This is a genomic window from Pseudomonas sp. McL0111, assembly GCF_052567255.1.
This window is the reverse complement of sequence record NZ_CP199585.1, coordinates 2,153,279-2,175,800: the sequence shown is the minus strand read 5'-3', so window position 1 is coordinate 2,175,800 and position 22,522 is coordinate 2,153,279. Positions and strand designations below refer to the sequence as shown.

Sequence of the window (22,522 nt, the reverse complement as noted above, 5' to 3'; positions counted from 1 at the left end):
TATGAGCTATGTGATCGACCGACGCCTCAATGGCAAGAACAAGAGCACGGTGAACCGCCAGCGCTTTTTGCGGCGTTACCGTGATCACATCAAGAAGGCCGTCGAAGAGGCGGTCAGCCGGCGCTCCATCACCGATATGGAACACGGCGAACAGATCAGCATTCCCGGTCGCGATATCGACGAACCGGTGCTTCACCATGGTCGCGGCGGCAAACAGACCGTGGTTCACCCGGGCAACAAGGAGTTCACCGCTGGCGAGCACATCGCCCGCCCTCCTGGAGGTGGCGGCGGACGCGGGCCGGGCAAGGCCGGTAACTCCGGCGAAGGCATGGACGAGTTTGTTTTCCAGATCACCCAGGAAGAATTTCTCGAGTTCATGTTCGAAGACCTCGAACTGCCGAATCTGGTCAAGCGCAACCTGAGCGGCACCGACACCTTCAAAACCGTACGCGCGGGCATCAGCAACGAGGGCAACCCGTCGCGGATCAATATCATCCGCACTCTGCGTTCAGCTCATGCGCGACGTATTGCGCTGTCCGGCAGCAGCCGGGCAAAACTTCGCGAAGCCAAGGAAGAGCTGGCGCGGTTAAAACGCGAAGAACCGGATAACTTCGGCGATATTCAGGAAATCGAAGCGGAAATCGAAAAACTCAGTGCGCGTATCCATCGCGTGCCGTTTCTCGACACCTTCGATCTCAAGTACAACTTGCTGATCAAGCAGCCCAACCCCAGCTCGAAGGCAGTGATGTTTTGCCTGATGGACGTTTCCGGCTCCATGACCCAGGCGACCAAGGACATCGCCAAGCGCTTTTTCATCCTGTTGTATCTGTTCCTCAAGCGCAATTACGACAAGATTGATGTGGTATTCATCCGGCACCACACCAGCGCCCGGGAAGTCGACGAAGAAGAGTTTTTCTACTCGCGGGAAACCGGCGGCACCATTGTTTCCAGTGCACTGAAACTGATGCAGGAGATCATGGCCGAGCGTTATCCGAGCAACGAGTGGAACATTTATGCCGCTCAGGCCTCCGACGGCGACAACTGGAATGATGATTCGCCGATCTGCCGCGACATTCTGATCAACCAGATCATGCCGTTTGTGCAGTACTACACTTACGTAGAGATCACACCGCGCGAACACCAGGCCCTGTGGTACGAATACGAGCGCATTGCTGAAGCCTTTTCCGACACGTTTGCCCAACAGCAACTGGTCTCGGCCGGGGATATCTATCCGGTCTTCCGTGAACTCTTCCAGCGCAGGTTAGTGACATGACCGCCAAAGAGCAGAAGCGCCAACCTATCTCCACCGGCTCCGAATGGACGTTCGAGCTGATCCAGACCTACGACCGTGAAATCGCCCGTATCGCGGCCGGTTATGCGCTGGACACCTATCCCAACCAGATCGAAGTGATCACCGCCGAGCAAATGATGGACGCCTACGCCTCGGTCGGCATGCCTTTGGGCTATCACCATTGGTCCTATGGCAAACACTTCCTCAGCACCGAGAAATCCTACAGTCGCGGCCAGATGGGGCTGGCCTACGAGATCGTGATCAACTCGGACCCGTGCATCGCCTATCTGATGGAAGAGAACACCATCTGCATGCAGGCACTGGTGGTGGCGCATGCGTGTTACGGTCACAACAGTTTCTTCAAGGGTAATTACCTGTTCCGCACATGGACCGATGCCAGTTCGATCATCGATTACCTGGTGTTTGCCAAGCAGTACATCATGCAATGCGAAGAGCGCCACGGTATCGATGCGGTAGAGGACTTGCTCGACTCCTGCCATGCACTGATGAACTACGGCGTGGATCGCTACAAACGCCCGTATCCGATTTCCGCCGAAGAAGAACGCCGGCGGCAAAAGGATCGCGAAGAGCACATGCAAAAGCAGATCAACGACCTCTGGCGCACCATTCCCAAAGGCGCTGACAAGTACAGCGACAAGGACAACGCGCGCTTCCCGGCCGAGCCCCAGGAAAACATTCTGTATTTCATCGAGAAACACGCGCCGCTGCTGGAGCCATGGCAGCGGGAAATCGTGCGGATCGTGCGCAAGATCGCCCAGTATTTCTACCCGCAACGCCAGACACAGGTGATGAACGAAGGCTGGGCGACGTTCTGGCACTACACCTTGATGAACGACCTGTACGACGAAGGGCTGGTCACCGAAGGTTTCATGATGGAGTTCCTGACTTCCCACACCAGTGTGGTATTTCAGCCAGGCTTCGACAGCCCCTATTACAGCGGCATCAACCCCTATGCACTGGGCTTTGCCATGTACCGCGACATTCGGCGCATGTGCGAGAAACCTACCGAAGAGGACTACCGCTGGTTCCCGGACATTGCCGGTACCGACTGGTTGTCGACCATCAAGTTCGCCATGAGCAGCTTCAAGGACGAGAGCTTCATCCTGCAGTACCTGTCACCGCAGGTGATCCGCGATCTGAAGCTGTTCAGCATTCTCGATGACGACCAGAAAGACGATCTGCTGGTGCCAGCAATCCACGATGAGACGGGCTATCGGATCATCCGCGAAACCCTGGCAGCGCAGTACAACCTCGGCAATCGTGAGCCGAACGTGCAGATTTACAGCATCGACCGGCGCGGCGACCGCTCACTTACCCTTCGTCATCAGCAACACGACCGCAAACCGCTGGGCGACTCCACCGACGAAGTGCTCAAACATCTGCATCGGTTGTGGGGCTTCGACATTCATCTGGAAACCCTGCAAGGCGACCAGATCATGAAAACCCATCACGTTCCGCCACGCGGCGAACATAGCGAAGGTGATTACGGCCGACTCGATCTGGCCGTCATTCATCTTTGAATCGGTTCTGGCCTCCGAAAGTCCGACGCAAGGGTTATTCTGTCGGGCTAACGGAGGTTTTTTATGCAGATTTATAAGGTCGGCGGCGCGGTACGTGATCGCTTGCTGGGTAAACCGGTCACCGATATCGATTGGGTGGTGGTTGGCGCTACCGCCGAAGAGATGCTCGCCAAGGGCTATCGTCCAGTGGGAGCCGATTTTCCGGTATTCCTGCACCCGAAAAGCGGCGAGGAATACGCCCTCGCCCGCACCGAGCGCAAGAGTGGTCGCGGTTATGGCGGTTTCACTTTTCACGCCAGCCCTGACGTCACACTTGAAGAAGATTTGATCCGTCGCGACCTGACTATCAACGCCATGGCCGAGGACAATCAGCAACAATTGACCGACCCCTATCACGGCCAGCGCGATCTTGAAGCGCGAATTTTACGCCACGTTTCCCCGGCGTTCGCCGAAGATCCTCTCCGTGTACTGCGGGTTGCGCGCTTCGCTGCCCGCTACGCCGGCCTGGGCTTTACCGTCGCCCCCGAGACTCTGGAACTGATGCGTCAGCTCAGTGAATCCGGCGAACTTGAAGCGCTGACCGCCGAGCGCAGCTGGAAAGAAATCTCCCGGGCGCTGATGGAAGATCAACCACAGGTGTTTATCCAGGTGTTGCGCGACTGCGGCGCGCTGAAGGTGCTGATGCCTGAAGTCGACGCATTGTTCGGGGTTCCGCAACCCGAGGCGCATCACCCGGAAATCGACAGTGGCATCCACACTCTGAGCGTGCTCGAGCAGTCGGCCATCCATAAACAACCGCTGACCGTGCGTTGGGCCTGCCTGCTGCATGATCTCGGCAAAGGCCTGACGCCCGAAGAAGAGTGGCCACGGCACATCGCCCACGAGCACAAGGGGCTGAAGCTGATCAGTGCGGTCAACGAACGGTTCAAGGCACCGAAGGATTGCCAGGAACTGGCACTGCTCGTCGGCCAATATCACACCCACGGGCACCGCGCCCTGGAGTTGAAGGCCTCGACGTTGCTGGAGCTGCTGCAGAGTTTTGACGTGTATCGTCGGCCGCAGCGCTTTGAGGAATTCATCGTCGCTTGCGAAATGGATGCCCGAGGACGCAAAGGACTGGAGCAGCGCAGTTATCCACAAGCGGATTATCTGCGCGGCGCGGCGACTGTTGCGCGTGGTGTGGCGGTGCAGCCGTTGCTGGAGCAGGGTTTCAAGGGCCCGGAGCTGGGCGAAGCGCTCAAGCGCGAGCGGCTCAAGGCGTTGAAGGCTTATAGAGAAAAGGCGTCAGCGTGAAGAACTTCGCGAGCAGGCTCGCTCCCACATTGGACCGGGTCTCCTGTGGGAGCGAGCCTGCTCGCGAAAGCGTCCGCCAGATCAAAGCAGATCCGAAGGCGTGAGCTGTTCGCCCCTCCACTCGAACGCAACCGGCGCCAACACCTGATCAATCTGCGCTTCAGCCCACATAGCGGCGAAGCTTTTGCCTACACCAGGATGCACACGATCCGGCGCAATCAGCGACAGCGGCCACAACACAAAAGCATTTTTCAGAATTTCTGCCCGAGGCAGGATCAAACCGTCAAAGTTGCCCACCAGATCGCCGTACAACAACACGTCGATGTCCAGCGGCAAACCCTTGCGATCCGGTGCATAACGCCCGTTGTCCGCCTCAATGAATTTCAAGCGACGATCCAGCTCCATCAAGGGCAGATCGGTATATGCCGACACCACGAAATTGAAGAACGGCCCGCTCTTGATCCCCACTGGCTGACTCTCGAACACCGCCGAACAGCGGATATCTACCAGAAACGCGTCCAGCGCATCCAGCCCCGCACGCAAATGGGTTTCGCGCTCGATATTGCTACCGAGCCCGAGGTAAACCTGAGTCAGCGACATCCGCGCTCGATCTCCACACCCACGCCACCCTTGGCAGCCGGGACGGCACCTGGTTTGGTCAGCTTCAAACGAATCCAGGTGATCTTGAATTCGCTCATCAGCACTTCGACCAGACGCTCGGCAAAGGTCTCGACCAGTTGGAACTGAGCCTGCTCGGCAAAGTCCTGAATTCGCGTGGAAACACTGGCGTAATCGAGCGCCATGGTCAGATCGTCGCCGGCCGCTGCCGGGCGGTTGTCCCAGGCGAAGCTCAGATCAAGGCGCAGACACTGTCGGATGCCGCGCTCCCAGTCGTAGGCACCAATCACGGTGTCGACTTCCAGGCCCTCGATAAACACTCTGTCCACGCACTTCTCTCCACTGCACGACAAGGGCGCAATGCGCCGTTAGAATCAGGGCGTCCTCGCCCGGAATAGTTAGCATGTTTTGGTTACTGGCGACTCTCGCCTACCTGCTCGGCTCTCTGTCCTTCGCCATTTTGCTCAGCCGCCTGACCGGAAATCCGGACCCGCGAATGAGTGGCTCGGGCAATGCCGGCGCTACCAACATGCTGCGCCTGGCCGGTCGCAAACTCGCGATCCTGACCCTGCTGGGTGATCTGTGCAAAGGCCTGCTGCCGGTGCTGCTCGCCTCGGCAATCGGCCTGTCGCTGCAGGACCAGGCCTGGATCGGCGTCTGCGCCGTGATCGGTCACCTGTTCCCACTGTATTTCCGTTTTCGCGGCGGCAAAGGTGTCGCCACCGCCGCCGGTATGCTGCTGGGCCTGTACCCACCCGCCGCGCTGCTGGCGGTGTGCGCCTGGCTGCTGACGTTCTACCTGACTCGCACCAGCTCGCTGGCGGCGCTGATTGCCACGCCGCTGACCTTGCCACTGCTCGCCTGGCAAGAACCCGAGGCGCTGTTGCCGATGAGCGCGTTGACGCTGCTGATCGTCTGGCGCCATCGCGGCAATCTACGCGACCTGTTTGCCGGGCGCGAACGGCATTTTTAAATGCCGCCCATGAATACCACTCATCACAGCGCCGACAACTGCTCCATCGGCCAGCGCGCCTGCACGCTGATCGCCAGACTTTCGTGCTGACCCGCCTGTAGACGCTGGCATCCGGCGAACGCGATCATCGCGCCGTTATCGGTGCAGAACTCCGGACGTGCGTAAAACACATCGCCCTTCATGTCGCCGAGCATTTTTTCCAGCGAAACACGCAGCGCCTTATTGGCGCTGACGCCGCCAGCGATCACCAGGCGCTTCATGCCAGCCTGTTTCAGGGCTCGCTTGCACTTGAAGGTCAAAGTCTCCACCACGGCCTGCTGGAACGCCAGAGCGATGTCGCAACGGGCTTGTTCGCCGTCGTCCCCGGCGCTGACACATTGCTGCCAGGTGTTGAGCGCGGAGGTTTTCAAGCCGCTGAAGCTGAAATCCAGCCCCGGGCGATCGCACATCGGACGCGGGAAAGTGAAGCGTCCTGCGACGCCCTGCTCCGCCAGTTTGGCGATTTCCGGACCGCCGGGGTAATTGAGCCCCATCATCTTCGCGGTTTTGTCGAACGCTTCACCGGCTGCGTCGTCGAGCGTCTCGCCGAGCAAGGTGTATTGGCCGATACCATCGACCTGAACCAGCTGCGTATGACCGCCGGAGACCAACAAAGCGACGAACGGGAATTCCGGCGGTTGTGCCTCCAGCATCGGCGCCAGCAAATGACCTTCCATGTGGTGCACGCCGAGCGCAGGAATGCCCCAGGCAAACGCCAAAGCCTGAGCGCAGGAAGCACCGACCAACAACGCCCCGACCAGGCCAGGACCCGCGGTATAGGCGATGGCGTCGATCTCGGTCGGCACGCAGTCGGCCTCGGCCAACACCTGACGAATCAAAGGCAGCATGCGCTTGACGTGATCACGCGAGGCCAGCTCCGGCACCACGCCACCATAGGCGCGATGCAGGTCGATCTGGCTGAACAATGCGTCGGCCAGCAGGCCACGTTCACTGTCATATAATGCGACGCCGGTTTCGTCGCAGGAGGTTTCTAATCCCAGTACTAGCATGGGTTTGCGCCTTGTTTAGGCTGAATTCGAAGGCGCGCATAATAGTCCCCGAGTGATGCCCCGACCAGCGGTTTTCGATCAGAGGCTTTGCATTCCGAGCGATGAGGGGTTAACATCCGCAACCCTTAAAAACCGACGTCTTCAAGTGCTCTTTTGCCGCGAGGATGTTGACCCCGGTAATGAATGAAGGTAGCTCTGGATGCCAGCCGTCAAAGTTAAAGAGAACGAACCCTTCGACGTAGCTCTGCGTCGTTTCAAGCGCTCCTGCGAAAAAGCCGGTGTACTGGCTGAAGTTCGTAGCCGCGAATTTTACGAGAAGCCAACTTCTGAGCGTAAGCGCAAAGCAGCAGCCGCTGTTAAGCGTCACGCCAAGAAAGTTCAGCGCGAACAGCGCCGCGCCGTTCGTCTGTACTAATACACAGACGTTCGTAGCAAGCTTCTTTGCCTAAGCCCGGCTCTCAGCCGGGCTAATGGCATTTGCGTAAAACGCTTGATGCTTCACCGTCGAAGCCGCACACGCGACCGAGATGAATCTGCTTCACACGTCAGACCTGGCTCTTTTGCCAGCGGTGCACGTCTTTTCTGACGAGCCTTTCAAGGCTACTGACGAGCACACCCACTGATTCCTCTCACGACGATCAGCCCAAGGCACCTGCATGCGTGCCCGCTTTATTGAGCTATCCGAGGCCCTTAACCGGCCGTCAGCGGATTCAGCGCAACACTTTCAAATAGTCGAAAACTGATTGGTACTAACGTCAGTGGATTTTCGGCAGATACACTTCCCGACAGCGATTACGCAGACGACACCGGTCGAGCCGCACATTTTGCGTGCTTCAAACATCGACCCGCGTCCGAACGCCTTTCGTATCGGACTTATTGCAGCACAGACGACGAGTACGCCATGGCCGGGCTGATTCCCCAGAGCTTCATTGACGACCTGCTGAACCGCACCGACATCGTCGACGTGGTCAGCTCGCGCGTGCAATTGAAGAAGGCTGGCAAGAATTACACCGCCTGCTGCCCGTTTCACAAAGAGAAAACCCCGTCCTTCAGCGTCAGCCCCGACAAGCAGTTCTATTATTGCTTCGGCTGCGGCGCGGGCGGTAACGCGCTCGGTTTTCTCATGGATCACGACAACCTGGATTTCCCCCAGGCCATCGAAGATCTGGCCAAAGCCGCCGGCATGGAGATTCCTCGCGAGGAAAGCGGTCGCCCGCACAAGCCGCGACAGCCGACGGATTCACCGCTGTATCCGCTGCTCACCGCCGCCGCCGATTTTTATCGGCAGTCACTCAAGAGTCATCCATCGCGCAAAGCCGCAGTGGATTACCTCAAGGGACGCGGCCTGACCGGCGAGATTGCACGGGACTTCGGCCTCGGTTTCGCGCCGCCGGGCTGGGACAACCTGTTCAAGCACTTGAGCAGCGATACCCTGCAACAAAAAGCCATGGTCGACGCCGGCCTGCTGATCGAGAACGCCGAAACCGGCAAACGCTATGACCGCTTCCGCGATCGCGTGATGTTCCCGATTCGCGACACCCGCGGGCGGATCATCGCCTTCGGTGGTCGAGTGCTTGGCGACGACAAACCGAAATACCTGAACTCACCGGAAACCCCGGTATTCCATAAAGGCCAGGAACTCTACGGCCTCTATGAAGCGCGCAAGAACAATCGCAACCTCGACGAAATCATCGTCGTCGAAGGTTATATGGACGTCATCGCCCTCGCCCAGCAAGGCCTGCGCAATGCCGTCGCGACGCTTGGCACTGCCACCAGCGAAGAACACCTCAAGCGCCTGTTCCGCGTCGTGCCGAACGTATTGTTCTGCTTCGACGGCGACCAGGCCGGCCGTAATGCCGCGTGGCGCGCACTGGAAGCGACGCTGCCCTGCCTGCAAGACGGACGCCGGGCGCGATTCCTGTTTTTGCCCGAGGGCGAAGACCCCGACACCCTGGTTCGCGCCGAGGGCACCGATGCCTTCCGCGCCCGGATCAACCAGCATGCGCAGCCGCTGGCTGATTATTTCTTCCAGCAACTGACCGAAGAGTCCGATCCACGCTCGCTCGAAGGCAAGGCCCATATGGCCACCCTCGCCGCACCGCTGATCGATAAAGTACCGGGCGCCAACCTGCGCATTCTGATGCGTCAGCGCCTGACCGAAATCACCGGCCTGAGCAGCGAGACCGTCAGTCAGCTCGCGCAAAGTGCGCCGCAGGAAGCGCCGCCCGCCTACGATCCGGGCATCGATTACGACGCAATGCCGGACTACAGCGACTACCATCAGCCGCAGGCGCAAGACATGTATGCGCCGCAGCAGGAGTGGACGCCGAAAAAACCCGGTGCCGGCGGCAAGAAGTGGGACAAAAAGCCATGGGACAAGAACGGCAAGCGCGGTGATCGCGATCAACCGCAACGCCAGCGCACGCCGATTGGCGTCGAGTCGCCGACCCTGACTGCCCTGCGAACACTGCTTCATCACCCACAACTGGCCGAGCGCGTCGAAGACGCCGGGCACATTGCGGACGAAAATCAGACCAATGCCCAGCTACTTGTGGCGCTGCTCGAAGCCGTACAGAAGAATCCCAAGCTAAACTCATTTCAGTTGATCGCGCGATGGCACGGCACTGAACAGGGACGCCTGTTAAAGGCATTGGCAGAAAAGGAATGGCTGATTGACGGTGACAACCTTGAACAACAGTTTTTCGACACCATTACTAGCTTGTCAGCCCGCCAACGCGAGCGAAATCTTGAACAGTTACTCAGGAAAGCCCGTCAAAGCGAACTGAGTATCGAAGAGAAAAATCAACTGCGCGACCTACTAAGTCGCAATGTTTCCGCATCAAGCCCGACCTCAACTGGCGCGTGAGGTCATAGCTCAGGTATAATCCTCGGCTTGTTTTTTGCCCGCCAAGACCTTCAGTGGATAGGGTGTTATGTCCGGAAAAGCGCAACAGTCTCGTATTATTGAGTTGATCAAGCTTGGTCGTGAGCAGAAGTATCTGACTTACGCCGAGGTCAACGACCACCTGCCCGAGGATATTTCAGATCCTGAGCAGGTGGAAGACATCATCCGCATGATTAACGACATGGGGATCCCCGTTCACGAGAGTGCTCCGGATGCGGACGCCCTTATGTTGGCCGACGCCGATACCGACGAGGCCGCTGCGGAAGAAGCAGCAGCCGCGCTGGCAGCGGTGGAGACCGATATCGGTCGCACCACTGACCCGGTGCGCATGTACATGCGTGAAATGGGTACAGTCGAGCTTCTGACTCGTGAAGGCGAAATTGAAATCGCCAAACGTATCGAAGAAGGCATCCGTGAAGTGATGAGCGCAATCGCGCACTTCCCTGGCACGGTCGACCATATTCTTTCCGAGTACACTCGCGTCACCACCGAAGGTGGTCGCCTGTCCGACGTCCTGAGCGGTTACATCGACCCGGACGACGGCATTGCGCCGCCTGCCGAAGTGCCGCCGCCAGTCGAGGCGAAAGCCGCCAAGGCCGACGACGATACCGAAGAAGATGAAGCCGAATCTTCCGATGACGAAGAAGAAGCCGAAAGCGGTCCTGATCCGGTTATCGCTGCCCAGCGTTTTGGTGCAGTCGCCGACCAGATGGAAATCACCCGCAAGGCCCTGAAAAAGCACGGTCGCAGCAATAAGGCAACGATTGCCGAGTTGTTGGCACTGGCCGAGCTGTTCATGCCGATCAAACTGGTGCCGAAGCAATTCGAAGGCCTGGTCGAGCGTGTTCGCGGTGCCCTGGATCGTCTGCGTCAGCAAGAGCGCGCGATCATGCAACTGTGTGTACGTGATGCACGTATGCCACGCGCCGATTTCCTGCGTCAGTTCCCGGGTAACGAAGTCGACGAAAGCTGGTCCGACGCTCTGGCCAAAGGCAAAAGCAAGTACGCCGAAGCCATTGCTCGTGTGCAGCCGGACATCATCCGTTGCCAGCAGAAGCTGACCGCGCTGGAAACCGAAACCGGTTTGACCATCGCTGAAATCAAGGACATCAACCGTCGCATGTCGATCGGTGAGGCCAAGGCCCGCCGCGCGAAGAAAGAGATGGTTGAAGCCAACTTGCGTCTGGTGATCTCGATCGCCAAGAAGTACACCAACCGTGGCCTGCAATTCCTCGATCTGATCCAGGAAGGCAACATCGGTCTGATGAAAGCGGTAGACAAGTTCGAATACCGTCGTGGTTACAAGTTCTCGACTTATGCCACCTGGTGGATCCGTCAGGCGATCACTCGCTCGATCGCCGACCAGGCCCGCACCATCCGTATTCCGGTGCACATGATCGAGACGATCAACAAGCTCAACCGTATTTCCCGCCAGATGTTGCAGGAAATGGGTCGTGAACCGACGCCGGAAGAGCTGGGCGAACGCATGGAAATGCCTGAGGACAAAATCCGCAAGGTATTGAAGATCGCTAAAGAGCCGATCTCCATGGAAACCCCGATCGGTGATGACGAAGACTCTCATCTGGGTGACTTCATCGAAGACTCGACCATGCAGTCGCCAATCGATGTCGCCACTGTCGAGAGCCTGAAAGAAGCGACTCGCGAAGTGCTGTCCGGCCTCACTGCCCGTGAAGCCAAAGTACTGCGCATGCGTTTCGGTATCGACATGAACACCGACCACACACTCGAAGAAGTGGGCAAACAGTTTGACGTAACGCGTGAGCGGATTCGTCAGATCGAAGCCAAGGCGCTGCGCAAGCTGCGCCACCCGACGCGAAGCGAGCATCTGCGCTCCTTCCTCGACGAGTGATACCAGAACCCCCGGCCCAGGCCGGGGGTTTTGTTTATATGGCAGATTAAATTCCTCACAACGCCCCTCCCCCGCATACCCCGTCTACACTCGAAACATTCACCCCCGAGCCATAACGAGACCGTTATGCCCAGACTGGCGTCCGTGCTTTTTTTGCTGTCACTGATGATCTGGACCGCAACGGCTGACGCGCTGACTCTGACCGATGAAGAACGTAGCTGGCTGGCGGCTCACCCCGATTTGCGTCTGGGTGTAGATGCTTCATGGCCGCCGTTTGAGTTCCGTGACGAACAGAGCCGTTATCAAGGCCTCGCTGCGGACTATATCGACGTGATCCGCCAACGCCTGGCGATCAAACTCACGCCCGTCGAGCCGTCGAGCTGGACCGAAGTGCTGGAGCAGGTGAAAAAGGGCAAAATCGACCTGCTGCCGGGCATCATGTCCACACCAGAGCGCCAGAACTATCTGTCGTTCACCCGCCCCTATCTCGACTTTCCGATTGTCATCCTCGCCCACGTCGGCGGCGCGCAGCCGCGCAAGATTGAAGACCTGTACGGTTTGAAGATTGCCGTAGTGGAAAACTACGCCCCTCACGAATTGCTGCGCACCCACCATCCGGATCTGAATCTGGTGGCCATGCCCAATGTCAGCTCGGCATTGCAGGCGCTGGCGACTGATGAAGTGGACGCTGTGGTCGGCGATCTCGCTTCCAGTGTCTGGAGCCTGCGCCAACTCAAGCTCGACGGTTTGTATGTCAGTGGTGAAACCCCGTACCGCTATCAACTGGCGATGGGCGTGCCCCGCGACAACAAGATGCTGGTAGGCATTCTGGACAAAGTCATTGCCGACATGACCCCGGAAGAAATCAGCAGCATTCAGGAACACTGGGTCGGCAGTGTCCTCGATCACCGGACGTTCTGGTCGGACTTGCTGGTCTACGGCCTGCCCGGCCTGCTCCTGCTGGTGATCGTGCTGGCCGTGGTGATTCGCATCAATCGGCGTCTGAGTTCGGAAATCGCCCGCCGCGTCGACCTCGAACAGGAACTGCGCAGCAGCGAATATCACTATCGCGGCTTGGTCGAGAGCCTGTCGGCCATCGCCTGGGAAGCGCGGATGAGCGACTTCACCTACAGCTATGTTTCTCCGCACGCCGAAGATCTGCTCGGCTATCCGCAGTCGCATTGGCTGATTCCGGGCTTCTGGCGCAACATCATTCACCCTGCCGACCTGACTCGAGCCCAAGGCATCTGCGATCAGGCCGTGCGCGAAGGGCGCGATCACACCCTCGACTACCGGGTGATTACTGCCGACGGGCGTTGCCTCTGGGTGCGCGACATCGTCAGCCTGATCGAGCATGGTCACGAGCCGGTGATGCGCGGTTTGATGATCGACATCAGTGAAACCAAGCGCACCGAAGAAGCACTGCGTCTGTCGGAGCAGAAGTTCGCCTCGGTATTCCAGCAATGCCCGGACATTCTGGTGATCGCGCGGCTCTCCGACGGCTGCCTGCTTGAAGTCAACGAAGCCTTTGAAGAACAGATCGGACTGAAAGCCGAAGAAGTCGTGGGCCAAACCGCCACCGAACTGAATATATGGGGTATTCCCGGGGTCGGCCCGGGACTGTTGCAGCGCTTGCAGGCCGGCAGCATCCGCAACCTGGAAATGCCCTTTCGCCGTAACAACGGCCAAGTGTTTACCGGGCTGATTTCTGCCGAGCCATTCGATCTCGACACCACGCCGGCGCTGGTGGTGGTGGTACGCGACATCACTCAGCTCAAGGAAACCCAACAGCAACTGCAAACCTCCGAAGAGAAGTTCGCCAAAGCTTTCCACGCCTCGCCGGACGGCTTGCTGCTGTCGCGCCAGAGCGATGGCTTGCTGCTGGAGGTCAACGACGGTTTTAGCCGCATCACCGGCTTCAACAGCGCCATGTCGGTGGATCGTTCGGCGCTGGATCTGGGGATCTGGGTCAATCTCAACGAGCGCAAACAGATGCTTGATCTGTTGCACCGCGACGGGTTTGTCCGTGACTTTACCTGCCATATCCGCCGCAGTGACGGGCAGATTCGCCTCTGCGAAGTCTCCAGCCGTCCGCTGCCGATTGGCGATGAAGACTGCATGCTGACCATCGCCCGGGACATTACCGAACGCCACCTGATGCAGGAAAAACTGCAGCAGGCCGCGACCGTGTTTGAGAGTACCGCCGAAGGTGTATTGATCACCGACACTCAGCAGCACATCAGCGCGGTTAACCGTGCCTTCACCGAAATTACCGGCTACAGCGAAAGCGAAGCCCTCGGCCATACCCCGCGGCTGCTCGCCTCCGGCCTGCATGACAGCGCGTTTTATGCTGCGATGTGGCACCAGTTGACCGACGAAGGTCACTGGCAGGGCGAGATTTCCAATCGGCGCAAAAATGGCGAGCTGTATCCGAGCTGGCTGACCATCAGCGCCGTGCGCAATCGCGACAAATTCATCACTCACTTTGTCGCAGTGTTCGCTGACATCTCCAGCCTCAAGCATGCCCAGGCCAAACTCGATTATCAGGCACACCACGACCCGCTTACCGGCCTGCCGAATCGCACGCTGTTTGAAAGCCGCCTGCTGATGGCGCTCAACGGCCAACAGGAAAATGGCGGTCAAGGTGCGGTGTTATTCCTTGACCTCGACCGCTTCAAACACATCAATGACAGCCTCGGCCATCCGGTCGGTGACCTGCTACTCAAGGGCATCGCCGTGCGCCTCAAGGAACAGCTGCGTGATATCGACACCGTGGCGCGACTCGGTGGCGATGAATTCATCATCCTGCTGCCCGGCCTGCAACAAGCAAGTGACGCCGACAATATCGCCACCAAACTGCTCAATTGCTTCGGCGCGCCGTTCCAGGCGGGCGAGCACGAGTTTTTCATCAGCGCCAGTATCGGCACCAGCCTTTATCCACAGGACGGTTGCGACGTCGCCACGCTGGTCAAAAACGCTGACGCCGCGATGTACCGCTCCAAGGCCAAGGGTCGCAACCGAGTCGAGAGTTACACCCGCGACCTCACCGCGCAGGCCAGCGAACGAGTCGCGTTGGAGCACGAATTGCGGCGAGCCATCGAGCGCAACGAACTACATCTTTATTACCAACCGAAAATCAGCCTCGAAGACCATCGCTTGGTGGGCGCCGAGGCACTGATCCGCTGGCGTCACCCAACGTTCGGCGAAGTACCTCCGGAGCACTTTATTCCGCTGGCCGAAGAGAACGGCATGATCCTGCAGATCGGCGATTGGGTGCTGGAAACCGCCTGCCGGCAGATGTTCGAGTGGAGCCAGATCTACGATTGCCAGACGCCGCTGTCGGTCAACCTCGCCGGCGCGCAACTGCGTCAGCCGAATTTGCTCGGGCGCATCGAACAACTGCTGAAGGAAAACCGTCTCAGGCCGGATTTACTGCAACTGGAAATTACCGAAAACTTCATCATGAGTCAGGCTGAAGAAGCGCTGGCCGTGCTGCACCAACTCAAACACCTCGGCGTACAACTGGCGATTGACGACTTCGGCACTGGTTATTCTTCGCTCAGTTACCTCAAGCGTTTGCCGCTGGATATCCTCAAGATCGATCAGTCTTTCGTCCGCGGATTGCCCGACGACCCCCACGACGCGGCGATTGTGCGCGCCATCATCGCACTGGGCCGCAGCATGCAATTCACCGTGATTGCCGAAGGCGTGGAAACCCAGGCGCAGCAACAATTCCTCGCCGCCGAAGGCTGCGAACAGATCCAGGGCTACATCGTCAGCCTGCCGTTACCACCAGAAGAATTCGCCGCAACGTTTCTGCGTATTACCGTATCGGATTTTTCGGATAGCACAGCCGAGAAACCGTCGCTATAATCCGCGGCCTACTGAGGGCCTATAGCTCAGTTGGTTAGAGCAGAGGACTCATAATCCTTTGGTCCACGGTTCAAGTCCGTGTGGGCCCACCAAATTGAAAGCCGCGCAAAATGCGCGGCTTTTTCTTGGGTGATCGATCGCGGACTCAGGTCTCGACGAATGCAATGTTCGGAAGACGGCCGCAAGGTCTGTAGGAACCTTCTGAATCCATTCTTTACCCCACTTCCAGCCCTGTTGACCTTTTCTCCGAGCACGTAATCTCCGGACGCCACCGCCCGTCCAGGATTGTTTTGATGCTAGTAAATGCTGCCCCACTGATAAAGGAAGCAGCCGATCAACACACATGGATCGATCTTGCTTTACCCGACCTGCGAACGCTTCCGAGAGAACTGCGATCAACTGCGATTGAAGAAGTAAAAAGGGCAGACGACGCAAAGGGCGCCCTGAAGATTCTCTTGGCTCACTTTGGATTCATCGACGACGCATTGCTGGCCGTCACAATCCTTACGCCCATTGGGAACGTTGCGATTATGAGAGACAAGCTGGCGCATATCGTCGAGAAACGCCCAGACTCTCGAGAGCGCTACGTTCGGCATGCCATCGATACGCTGACAGGGCCTTTCGAAATATGGCGAGTGCTCTATGACAATGGCGGATACCGGATGGCATTCATCAACGCCTACGAGGCAAAAAATGACATGCTTGTCGTGGTTGACGTGCGCAATGGGCACGTCCTCTGGAACTTCATGCATGCCCCCGCAAGAGCGATGAACAAACACCGTCTAGGCGAGCTCCTGTACAAACGATACTTTCTTCAGGACAAAGAAAAAGGGCAGCCATGAGGCTGCCCTTGATATTTGAATCCTGATATTTGCATCCTCAGGAAATGGGATGAAGAGGTCTCACCTTACACCGATGTTGCAGCATCGCTGAGGTACCTACGTCTGCTAATGCCCTGCAAGGCAGCAGATTTCGCGCTCTTGTTGGCATTCTTGACAAAGAGGGCTGGCAAGTCAAATCAATTGTCAGGTCTTTTGTTTCAACAAAAAAAACATGGTCAACACTTGGATGCACCCTTGGATTATTGCTCACAAGCGCCTCGCCAGTTGAGCCTGTAACATGCTCGCCCAAAGATCCGCGCCCAATGGAGCCGTCCCCCTTGCCAGACATTCGCCCGCCCGTGCTTGATGAAATCGACCGTCAGTTGATCGCTGCTCTGCAAATCAATGCCCGCGAGAGCGTGGCGATGCTTGCCCGGCAGTTGGACATCGCGCGCACCACGGTGACCTCTCGTTTGGCGCGGCTGGAAAAGGCCAAAGTGATCACTGGTTATGGCGTGCGCCTTGGTCAGCGGGTGATCGATGGCGGGTTGCAGGCGTATGTCGGGATCAAGGTGCAGCCGCGCTCTGGCAAAGAGGTGTTGCGCCGGTTGAGTGCGATGGCGCAGGTGCAGCAGTTGTGTGCGGTGAGTGGCGAGTTTGATTATGTGGCGTGGTTGCGTACGGATTCGCCGGAGCAGCTTGATCAGTTGCTGGATCAGATTGGTAGCGTGGATGGGGTGGAGAAGACTACGACTTCGATTATTTTGAGTAGCAAGATTGATCGGGGGCAGCCGGTCTGATTTTTTCCGCCGTGGCTTCTCGGGGGAATTTAAGGGCCTCTTCGCGGGCAAGCCCGCTCCCACAGTGATCTTTGTGTAGCCCACTGTCGTCATATTGATCGTTAAAATGGCGAATCGACGACACTTTGCGTCTTATTAACGTGTTCTGCGCTCCCTAGAATGGCTGGCATCTTTTCCTATACTCAGACGCGCATCCTGCGTCGAGTCGCCAGCAAGGTCAGCCATGAACAACAACAATCGCCATCCTGCAGACGGTAAAAAGCCAATCACCATTTTCGGCCCGGACTTTCCTTTCGCCTTCGACGACTGGATCGAACACCCGGCTGGCCTCGGTAGCATTCCCGAGCACAACCATGGCGCTGAAGTGGCGATTGTCGGCGCGGGCATCGCCGGTCTGGTGGCGGCTTACGAGCTGATGAAACTCGGTCTGAAACCAGTGGTTTACGAGGCGTCGAAGATGGGCGGCCGTTTGCGCTCGCAGGCGTTCAACGGCACCGATGGCATTGTCGCGGAACTCGGCGGCATGCGTTTCCCGGTGTCTTCCACAGCGTTCTATCACTACGTCGACAAACTCGGCCTTGAGACCAAGCCTTTCCCGAACCCGCTGACGCCAGCCTCTGGCAGCACGGTGATCGACCTCGAAGGCAAAACCCATTACGCACAGAAACTGGCGGATCTTCCTGCACTGTTCCAGGAAGTGGCTGACGCCTGGGCGGATGCTTTGGAGGCGGGGTCACAGTTTTCCGATATCCAGCAGGCAATTCGCGAGCGAGATGTTCCGCGCCTCAAGGAGCTATGGAACACCTTGGTGCCGCTGTGGGACGACCGCACGTTTTACGATTTCGTTGCCACCTCCAAAGCGTTCGCCAAGCTGTCGTTCCATCATCGCGAAGTGTTCGGTCAGGTCGGTTTCGGTACGGGCGGCTGGGACTCGGACTTCCCTAACTCGATGCTGGAAATCTTCCGCGTGGTGATGACCAACTGCGACGATCACCAGCACTTGGTGGTCGGCGGCGTTGAGCAGGTCCCGCAAGGCATCTGGCGCCATGTGCCGGAACGCTGCGTGCACTGGCCTGAAGGCACCAGCCTGAAATCGTTGCACCGTGGCGCGCCACGTTCCGGCGTGAAGAAAATCGCCCACGCACCGGACGGCCGTTTTGCCGTCACCGACAACAACGGCGACACCCGTGAATACGCAGCGGTGCTGACCACTTGCCAGAGCTGGCTGCTGACCACCCAGATCGAGTGCGACGAAACGCTGTTCTCGCAGAAGATGTGGATGGCCCTCGACCGCACGCGCTACATGCAATCGTCGAAGACTTTTGTGATGGTCGACCGGCCATTCTGGAAGGACAAGGACCCGGAAACCGGTCGCGACCTGATGAGCATGACCCTTACCGATCGCCTGACACGTGGCACCTACCTGTTCGACAACGGCGACGACAAGCCGGGGGTGATCTGCCTGTCGTACTCGTGGATGAGCGACGCGTTGAAAATGCTTCCACACCCGGTGGAAAAACGCGTGAAACTGGCACTCGACTCGCTGAAAAAGATCTACCCGAAAGTCGATATCGCCGCACGCATCATCGGCGATCCGATCACCGTGTCATGGGAAGCCGATCCGCATTTCCTCGGCGCATTCAAAGGCGCCCTGCCCGGACACTATCGCTACAACCAGCGCATGTACGCGCACTTCATGCAGGACGACATGCCGACCGAGCAGCGCGGGATTTTCATCGCTGGCGACGACGTCTCGTGGACCCCGGCATGGGTCGAAGGTGCGGTGCAGACTTCGCTCAATGCGGTGTGGGGGATCATGAAACATTTCGGCGGCGTCACACATAAAGAGAACCCGGGCCCGGGTGATGTGTTCAAAGAGATTGGCCCTATCGCCCTGCCCGAGTAAGAGGAATCCCTGATGCGTGTAGCCCTTTACCAATGTCCGCCAATGCCGCTGGACCCGGCCGCCAATCTCCAGCGCCTGCATCAACTGGCGATGGAGGCTCAAGGCGCCGACCTGCTGGTACTGCCGGAGATGTACATGACCGGCTACAACATCGGTGCCGAAGCGGTGAGCACGTTGGCCGAGGTCTACAACGGGGAATGGGCGCAGCAGATCGGCCGGATCGCCAAGGCTGCCGGTCTGGCGATCCTCTACGGTTACCCCGAACGCACCGCTGACGGACAGATCTACAACGCCGTGCAGTTGATCGACGCCCACGGTGAGCGCCTGTGCAATTACCGCAAGACGCATCTGTTCGGCGATCTTGATCGCTCGATGTTCAGCCCCGGTGAGGGTGAGTTTCCGGTAGTAGAACTCAACGGCTGGAAGCTCGGCTTCCTGATCTGCTACGACCTGGAGTTTCCGGAAAACGCCCGGCGTCTGGCCCTCGATGGCGCCGAGCTGATTCTGGTGCCGACGGCGAACATGATTCCTTTCGACTTCATCGCGGACGTTTCCGTACGCTCGCGGGCCTTCGAAAACCAGTGTTATGTGGCCTACGCCAACTATTGCGGCCACGAGGGTGATATCCACTATTGCGGCCAAAGTAGCATCGCCGCCCCCAATGGTGAGCGCATCGCTCAGGCCGGACTCGATGAAGCCTTGATCGTCGGAGAGCTGGATCGCCAATTGATGGCCGACTCCCGCGCCGCCAATCGCTACCTCAATGACCGTCGCCCAGAGCTTTACGACGCGCTGAACAAGCGCTAATCCGCTAGCATTGGCACTTCACTGTTCTGGAAGTGCCCATGCCTGCGCCGACTCACCCCCGCCCCCACACTGAAACCCTGGCCAACGGCTTGCGCGTGACCCTGCGTCACGTGCCCGGTCTGACGCGCAGTGCCGCGGCGTTGCGGGTTGCCGCCGGTAGCCACGACGTACCTTTGGCATGGCCGGGGCTGGCGCATTTCCTTGAGCATCTGCTGTTTCTCGGCGCCGAGCGTTTTCCTGCAAACCAGGCGCTGATGTCCTACGTGCAGAGTCACGGCGGACAGGTAAATGCCAGCACCCGTGAGCGCACTACCGACTTCTTCTTCGAGCTGCCGCCTCGATCCTTCAATGAAGGGCTTGAGCGTCTGTCAGACATGCTCGCCCACCCGCGTATGAATCAGGACGATCAGTTGCGGGAACGCGAAGTGTTGGATGCGGAATTTGTCGCGTGGTCGCAAGATCCAGCGGCTCAGCAGGAACTCGCGTTGTACGAAGGCTTGTCGGCGGAGCATCCGTTGCGCGGATTCCATGCGGGTAACCGAGATAGCCTGCCAGTGGAACAAGCGGCGTTTCAGCAGGCACTGAAGGACTTCCATCAGCAGTTTTACTGCACAGGACAGATGACCCTGAGTCTGGTCGGCCCCCAGAATCTGGAAGAGTTGCGCGCATTGGCGGAACAGTTTGCGGCGGCGTTGCCGGTTGGGGATAACGTTGCGCAAGTCGCGCCGTTGCCATTGATCGACGCAGCGGCAAAAAGTTATCAACAGGTCGCGGATCGACGCCTCAATTTGCTCTTTGCATTCGAGGCATTGCCCGAGTCTTCCGCCGAAGCGCTGGGGTTTCTCTGCCACTGGTTGAACAGCAGCAAACCGGGCGGTCTGCTCGCGCACTTGCAACAACAAGGCCTCGCCGATAGCCTGACTGCCACGCCGTTGTACCGCTTTGCCGGGCAAGCCTTGTTGCACCTGGAGTTTGTTGCGCCTGCGGAATCAGCGCCGGCCATCGGTGAACAACTGCAGGATTGGCTGGGCTTTTTCGCTGCGCAACAGGATTGGGTGTCGTTGCGTGAGCAGTACGCCGTCCTGCTTGAGCGACAACAGAAAATCAGCGGTGCGCTGCAATTGGCACGCAGCGACAGCGAACAACTCGACAGCGGTTTGTCGGATTCCGCGGTTGCTGCGCTCAAGCACATCCTTGGCGAAATCGGCGCTGTGGATAACTTCAGCAGCCACTGGCACCTGCCTGCCGCCAACCCTTTCCTGCGCGCTGCCGAACCTTTGGCCAACGCCGGGTTGATTCGCGGCCAGACCAGCGCTCACCGTGGCCTGCGCACATTTGCGCAGGATCGTTCCCGCGGTCGTCGCGAGCGGTCGTCTATGCAATTCAGCTTGGCGCTGCCGGACAATACTGATCACGGTGCGATTTATCTGCGCTGGCAACTGGACGCGGCGGCGACTGCTGACCTGCAAGCGAAGTTGCAACGCAGTCTTCGGGAAACGCGGGACGACGCGCTTCAGGCCGGGGTCGACGTGTCCCTGACCACGACGGGTAATCAGTGGTTGCTGAAACTGACGGGGCTGCAAGAACCAATGCCCGAAGTCCTTGAACACGCGCTGAAATATCTGACGCAGGTTGACGCCGACTCGCCCAAGGGCGAGCCGCAATCGCCGTTGATTGCGATCCGGCAACTGCTCAAGGTTTTACCCGAATCTTGCCTGCCAGCGGTCGCGCAGTCCGACGACGTCAAACACCTGTGGACAACTGCGCGCTGGGACGGACTGGCGCTGGGCCTCAACCCGCAGACCCAATCCGCCATGGGCCTGGCTTTGAGCCGCATCCCGGGCGTACCGGACAATCAACTGTTTGCACCTGTGGCGAACAACGCCAAACATATGTGGAACCACATCGACACCCAATCCGGTGAGCATGCACTGTTGCTGTTCTGCCCGACCGCCAGCGGCGAGATAGCAAATGAAGCTGCATGGCGCTTGCTAGCGCACTTGTCCCAGACGCCGTTCTATCAGCGCCTGCGGGTCGAGTTGCAGTTGGGATATGCGGTGTTCAGTGCCTTGCGGCAAATCCACGGTCAGACCGGGTTGCTGTTCGGTGTGCAATCACCCAACGTCGCCCCTGCGCAACTGCTCGAACACATTCAGCAGTTCCTCAATGGCATTCCGATGCTGATCGAACAGCTTGATGACGCCAACTTCAACCAGCAGCGTCAGTCACTGGCTGACCAGTTCAGCATTGAGACCCTATCCAGCAAAGAAGCCGCCGATCTCCTGTGGCAGGGCAAGCTGGCCGGCCATTCGTCGGATTATCTGGCACAACTGGTCGCGGCCATCGGTCAACTGGATCGCCCGACGTTGCTTGCCGCTGCTCAAGGGTTGAACAACGCCGAGGCCGGCTGGCGCTGTCTCGCCAGTTGCGCGGCGCCGGGTGCGCCGTGGCAAGCGGCAAAATGATCATTACCGGGGCTGCAAGGAGCTTTCTCAAAGATTCACGGGCAATCCCGTTGAAATTTTGAGTAACATAGCAGCCTAACTATTTGGAACATCCCAGCGCTGCCGTGGACTATACCTATGGATAGCGCTATCTCACCCACCTGAAGGAGACACCCCATGGCTTGGACTAAACCTGCTTACACCGACCTGCGTATCGGCTTCGAAGTCACCATGTACTTCGCCAGCCGCTGAGTTCTGCTTCTGGAACATTGCAGTGCAACGCCTCGGCTCGCCGGGGCGTTTTATTTTCAGCGTTGAAATGATGGAGCGT

General features: G+C 58.4%; 17 protein-coding genes and 1 tRNA gene. 15 read left to right on the top strand and 3 right to left on the bottom strand.

Features of this window, described 5'->3' with window-relative positions; translation table 11 throughout:
* The first annotated feature begins 1 nt into the window (after nucleotide 1).
* The 3 genes from ACTWLJ_RS09815 to ACTWLJ_RS09805 all read left to right on the top strand — a co-directional run bounded on the left by ACTWLJ_RS09815 (nucleotide 2) and on the right by ACTWLJ_RS09805 (nucleotide 4,125).
* Nucleotides 2-1,273 (top strand): YeaH/YhbH family protein, encoded by a 1,272-nt coding sequence (locus tag ACTWLJ_RS09815; protein ID WP_329697247.1) that lies wholly within the window; start codon nucleotides 2-4, stop codon nucleotides 1,271-1,273.
* Nucleotides 1,270-2,832, top strand: coding sequence for a SpoVR family protein (locus tag ACTWLJ_RS09810; RefSeq protein ID WP_445180702.1), 1,563 nt, complete (start codon nucleotides 1,270-1,272; stop codon nucleotides 2,830-2,832). The genes ACTWLJ_RS09815 and ACTWLJ_RS09810 overlap by 4 nt, the downstream gene beginning before the upstream one ends.
* Before the next feature lie 63 nt (nucleotides 2,833-2,895).
* Complete coding sequence (locus ACTWLJ_RS09805; protein ID WP_445180701.1) at nucleotides 2,896-4,125, top strand: multifunctional CCA addition/repair protein; 1,230 nt, start codon at nucleotides 2,896-2,898, stop codon at nucleotides 4,123-4,125.
* A gap of 81 nt (nucleotides 4,126-4,206) precedes the next feature.
* On the opposite strand, the gene folK is transcribed toward ACTWLJ_RS09805, so the two are convergent.
* Both folK and folB read right to left on the bottom strand, forming a co-directional pair.
* Nucleotides 4,207-4,725 (bottom strand): 2-amino-4-hydroxy-6-hydroxymethyldihydropteridine diphosphokinase, encoded by a 519-nt coding sequence (folK, locus tag ACTWLJ_RS09800; RefSeq protein WP_445180700.1) that lies wholly within the window; start codon nucleotides 4,723-4,725, stop codon nucleotides 4,207-4,209.
* Nucleotides 4,716-5,072, bottom strand: coding sequence for a dihydroneopterin aldolase (folB, locus tag ACTWLJ_RS09795; protein WP_445180699.1), 357 nt, complete (start codon nucleotides 5,070-5,072; stop codon nucleotides 4,716-4,718). The genes folK and folB overlap by 10 nt, the downstream gene beginning before the upstream one ends.
* Before the next feature lie 74 nt (nucleotides 5,073-5,146).
* Here folB and plsY point away from each other — a divergent pair, with 74 nt between their 5' ends.
* Entirely contained in the window at nucleotides 5,147-5,716 is a 570-nt protein-coding gene (gene plsY, locus ACTWLJ_RS09790; RefSeq protein WP_445180698.1) for a glycerol-3-phosphate 1-O-acyltransferase PlsY, read from the top strand.
* Between the two features lie 23 nt (nucleotides 5,717-5,739).
* Here the strand turns inward: plsY and tsaD are convergent, their stop codons facing one another.
* Nucleotides 5,740-6,765, bottom strand: a complete 1,026-nt coding sequence (gene tsaD / locus ACTWLJ_RS09785; RefSeq protein WP_401221384.1) for a tRNA (adenosine(37)-N6)-threonylcarbamoyltransferase complex transferase subunit TsaD — start codon at nucleotides 6,763-6,765, stop codon at nucleotides 5,740-5,742.
* Between the two features lie 199 nt (nucleotides 6,766-6,964).
* On the opposite strand from tsaD, the gene rpsU reads away from it, so the two are divergent.
* The 11 genes from rpsU to pqqA all read left to right on the top strand — a co-directional run bounded on the left by rpsU (nucleotide 6,965) and on the right by pqqA (nucleotide 22,443).
* Nucleotides 6,965-7,180, top strand: coding sequence for a 30S ribosomal protein S21 (rpsU, locus tag ACTWLJ_RS09780; RefSeq protein ID WP_002551877.1), 216 nt, complete (start codon nucleotides 6,965-6,967; stop codon nucleotides 7,178-7,180).
* Between the two features lie 486 nt (nucleotides 7,181-7,666).
* Nucleotides 7,667-9,631: a DNA primase gene (dnaG, locus tag ACTWLJ_RS09775; protein WP_445180697.1), complete on the top strand. Its 1,965-nt coding sequence runs from the start codon at nucleotides 7,667-7,669 to the stop codon at nucleotides 9,629-9,631.
* Between the two features lie 67 nt (nucleotides 9,632-9,698).
* Nucleotides 9,699-11,540: an RNA polymerase sigma factor RpoD gene (gene rpoD / locus ACTWLJ_RS09770; protein WP_445180696.1), complete on the top strand. Its 1,842-nt coding sequence runs from the start codon at nucleotides 9,699-9,701 to the stop codon at nucleotides 11,538-11,540.
* A 126-nt stretch (nucleotides 11,541-11,666) separates the two neighbouring features.
* A complete protein-coding gene (locus ACTWLJ_RS09765; RefSeq protein WP_445180695.1) occupies nucleotides 11,667-15,413 on the top strand; it encodes a bifunctional diguanylate cyclase/phosphodiesterase in 3,747 nt (1,248 codons plus the stop codon).
* A 15-nt stretch (nucleotides 15,414-15,428) separates the two neighbouring features.
* Nucleotides 15,429-15,505, top strand: a tRNA-Ile gene (locus ACTWLJ_RS09760).
* A gap of 201 nt (nucleotides 15,506-15,706) precedes the next feature.
* On the top strand, nucleotides 15,707-16,255 hold the full coding sequence (locus tag ACTWLJ_RS09755) for a PBECR2 nuclease fold domain-containing protein (protein ID WP_445180694.1): 549 nt from the start codon (nucleotides 15,707-15,709) through the stop codon (nucleotides 16,253-16,255).
* 317 nt (nucleotides 16,256-16,572) lie between these two features.
* Nucleotides 16,573-17,034 (top strand): Lrp/AsnC family transcriptional regulator, encoded by a 462-nt coding sequence (locus ACTWLJ_RS09750; protein ID WP_445180693.1) that lies wholly within the window; start codon nucleotides 16,573-16,575, stop codon nucleotides 17,032-17,034.
* Nucleotides 17,035-17,257: 223 nt separating this feature from the next.
* Nucleotides 17,258-18,940 carry a flavin monoamine oxidase family protein gene (locus tag ACTWLJ_RS09745; protein ID WP_445180692.1) on the top strand — a complete coding sequence of 561 codons (1,683 nt, stop codon included), beginning with the start codon at nucleotides 17,258-17,260 and terminating at the stop codon, nucleotides 18,938-18,940.
* 12 nt (nucleotides 18,941-18,952) lie between these two features.
* On the top strand, nucleotides 18,953-19,747 hold the full coding sequence (locus ACTWLJ_RS09740) for a carbon-nitrogen hydrolase family protein (protein ID WP_445180691.1): 795 nt from the start codon (nucleotides 18,953-18,955) through the stop codon (nucleotides 19,745-19,747).
* Between the two features lie 38 nt (nucleotides 19,748-19,785).
* Complete coding sequence (gene pqqF / locus ACTWLJ_RS09735) at nucleotides 19,786-22,212, top strand: pyrroloquinoline quinone biosynthesis protein PqqF (protein ID WP_445180690.1); 2,427 nt, start codon at nucleotides 19,786-19,788, stop codon at nucleotides 22,210-22,212.
* Nucleotides 22,213-22,368: 156 nt separating this feature from the next.
* Complete coding sequence (gene pqqA / locus ACTWLJ_RS09730) at nucleotides 22,369-22,443, top strand: pyrroloquinoline quinone precursor peptide PqqA (RefSeq protein WP_003444522.1); 75 nt, start codon at nucleotides 22,369-22,371, stop codon at nucleotides 22,441-22,443.
* The last annotated feature ends 79 nt before the right edge of the window (nucleotides 22,444-22,522 follow it).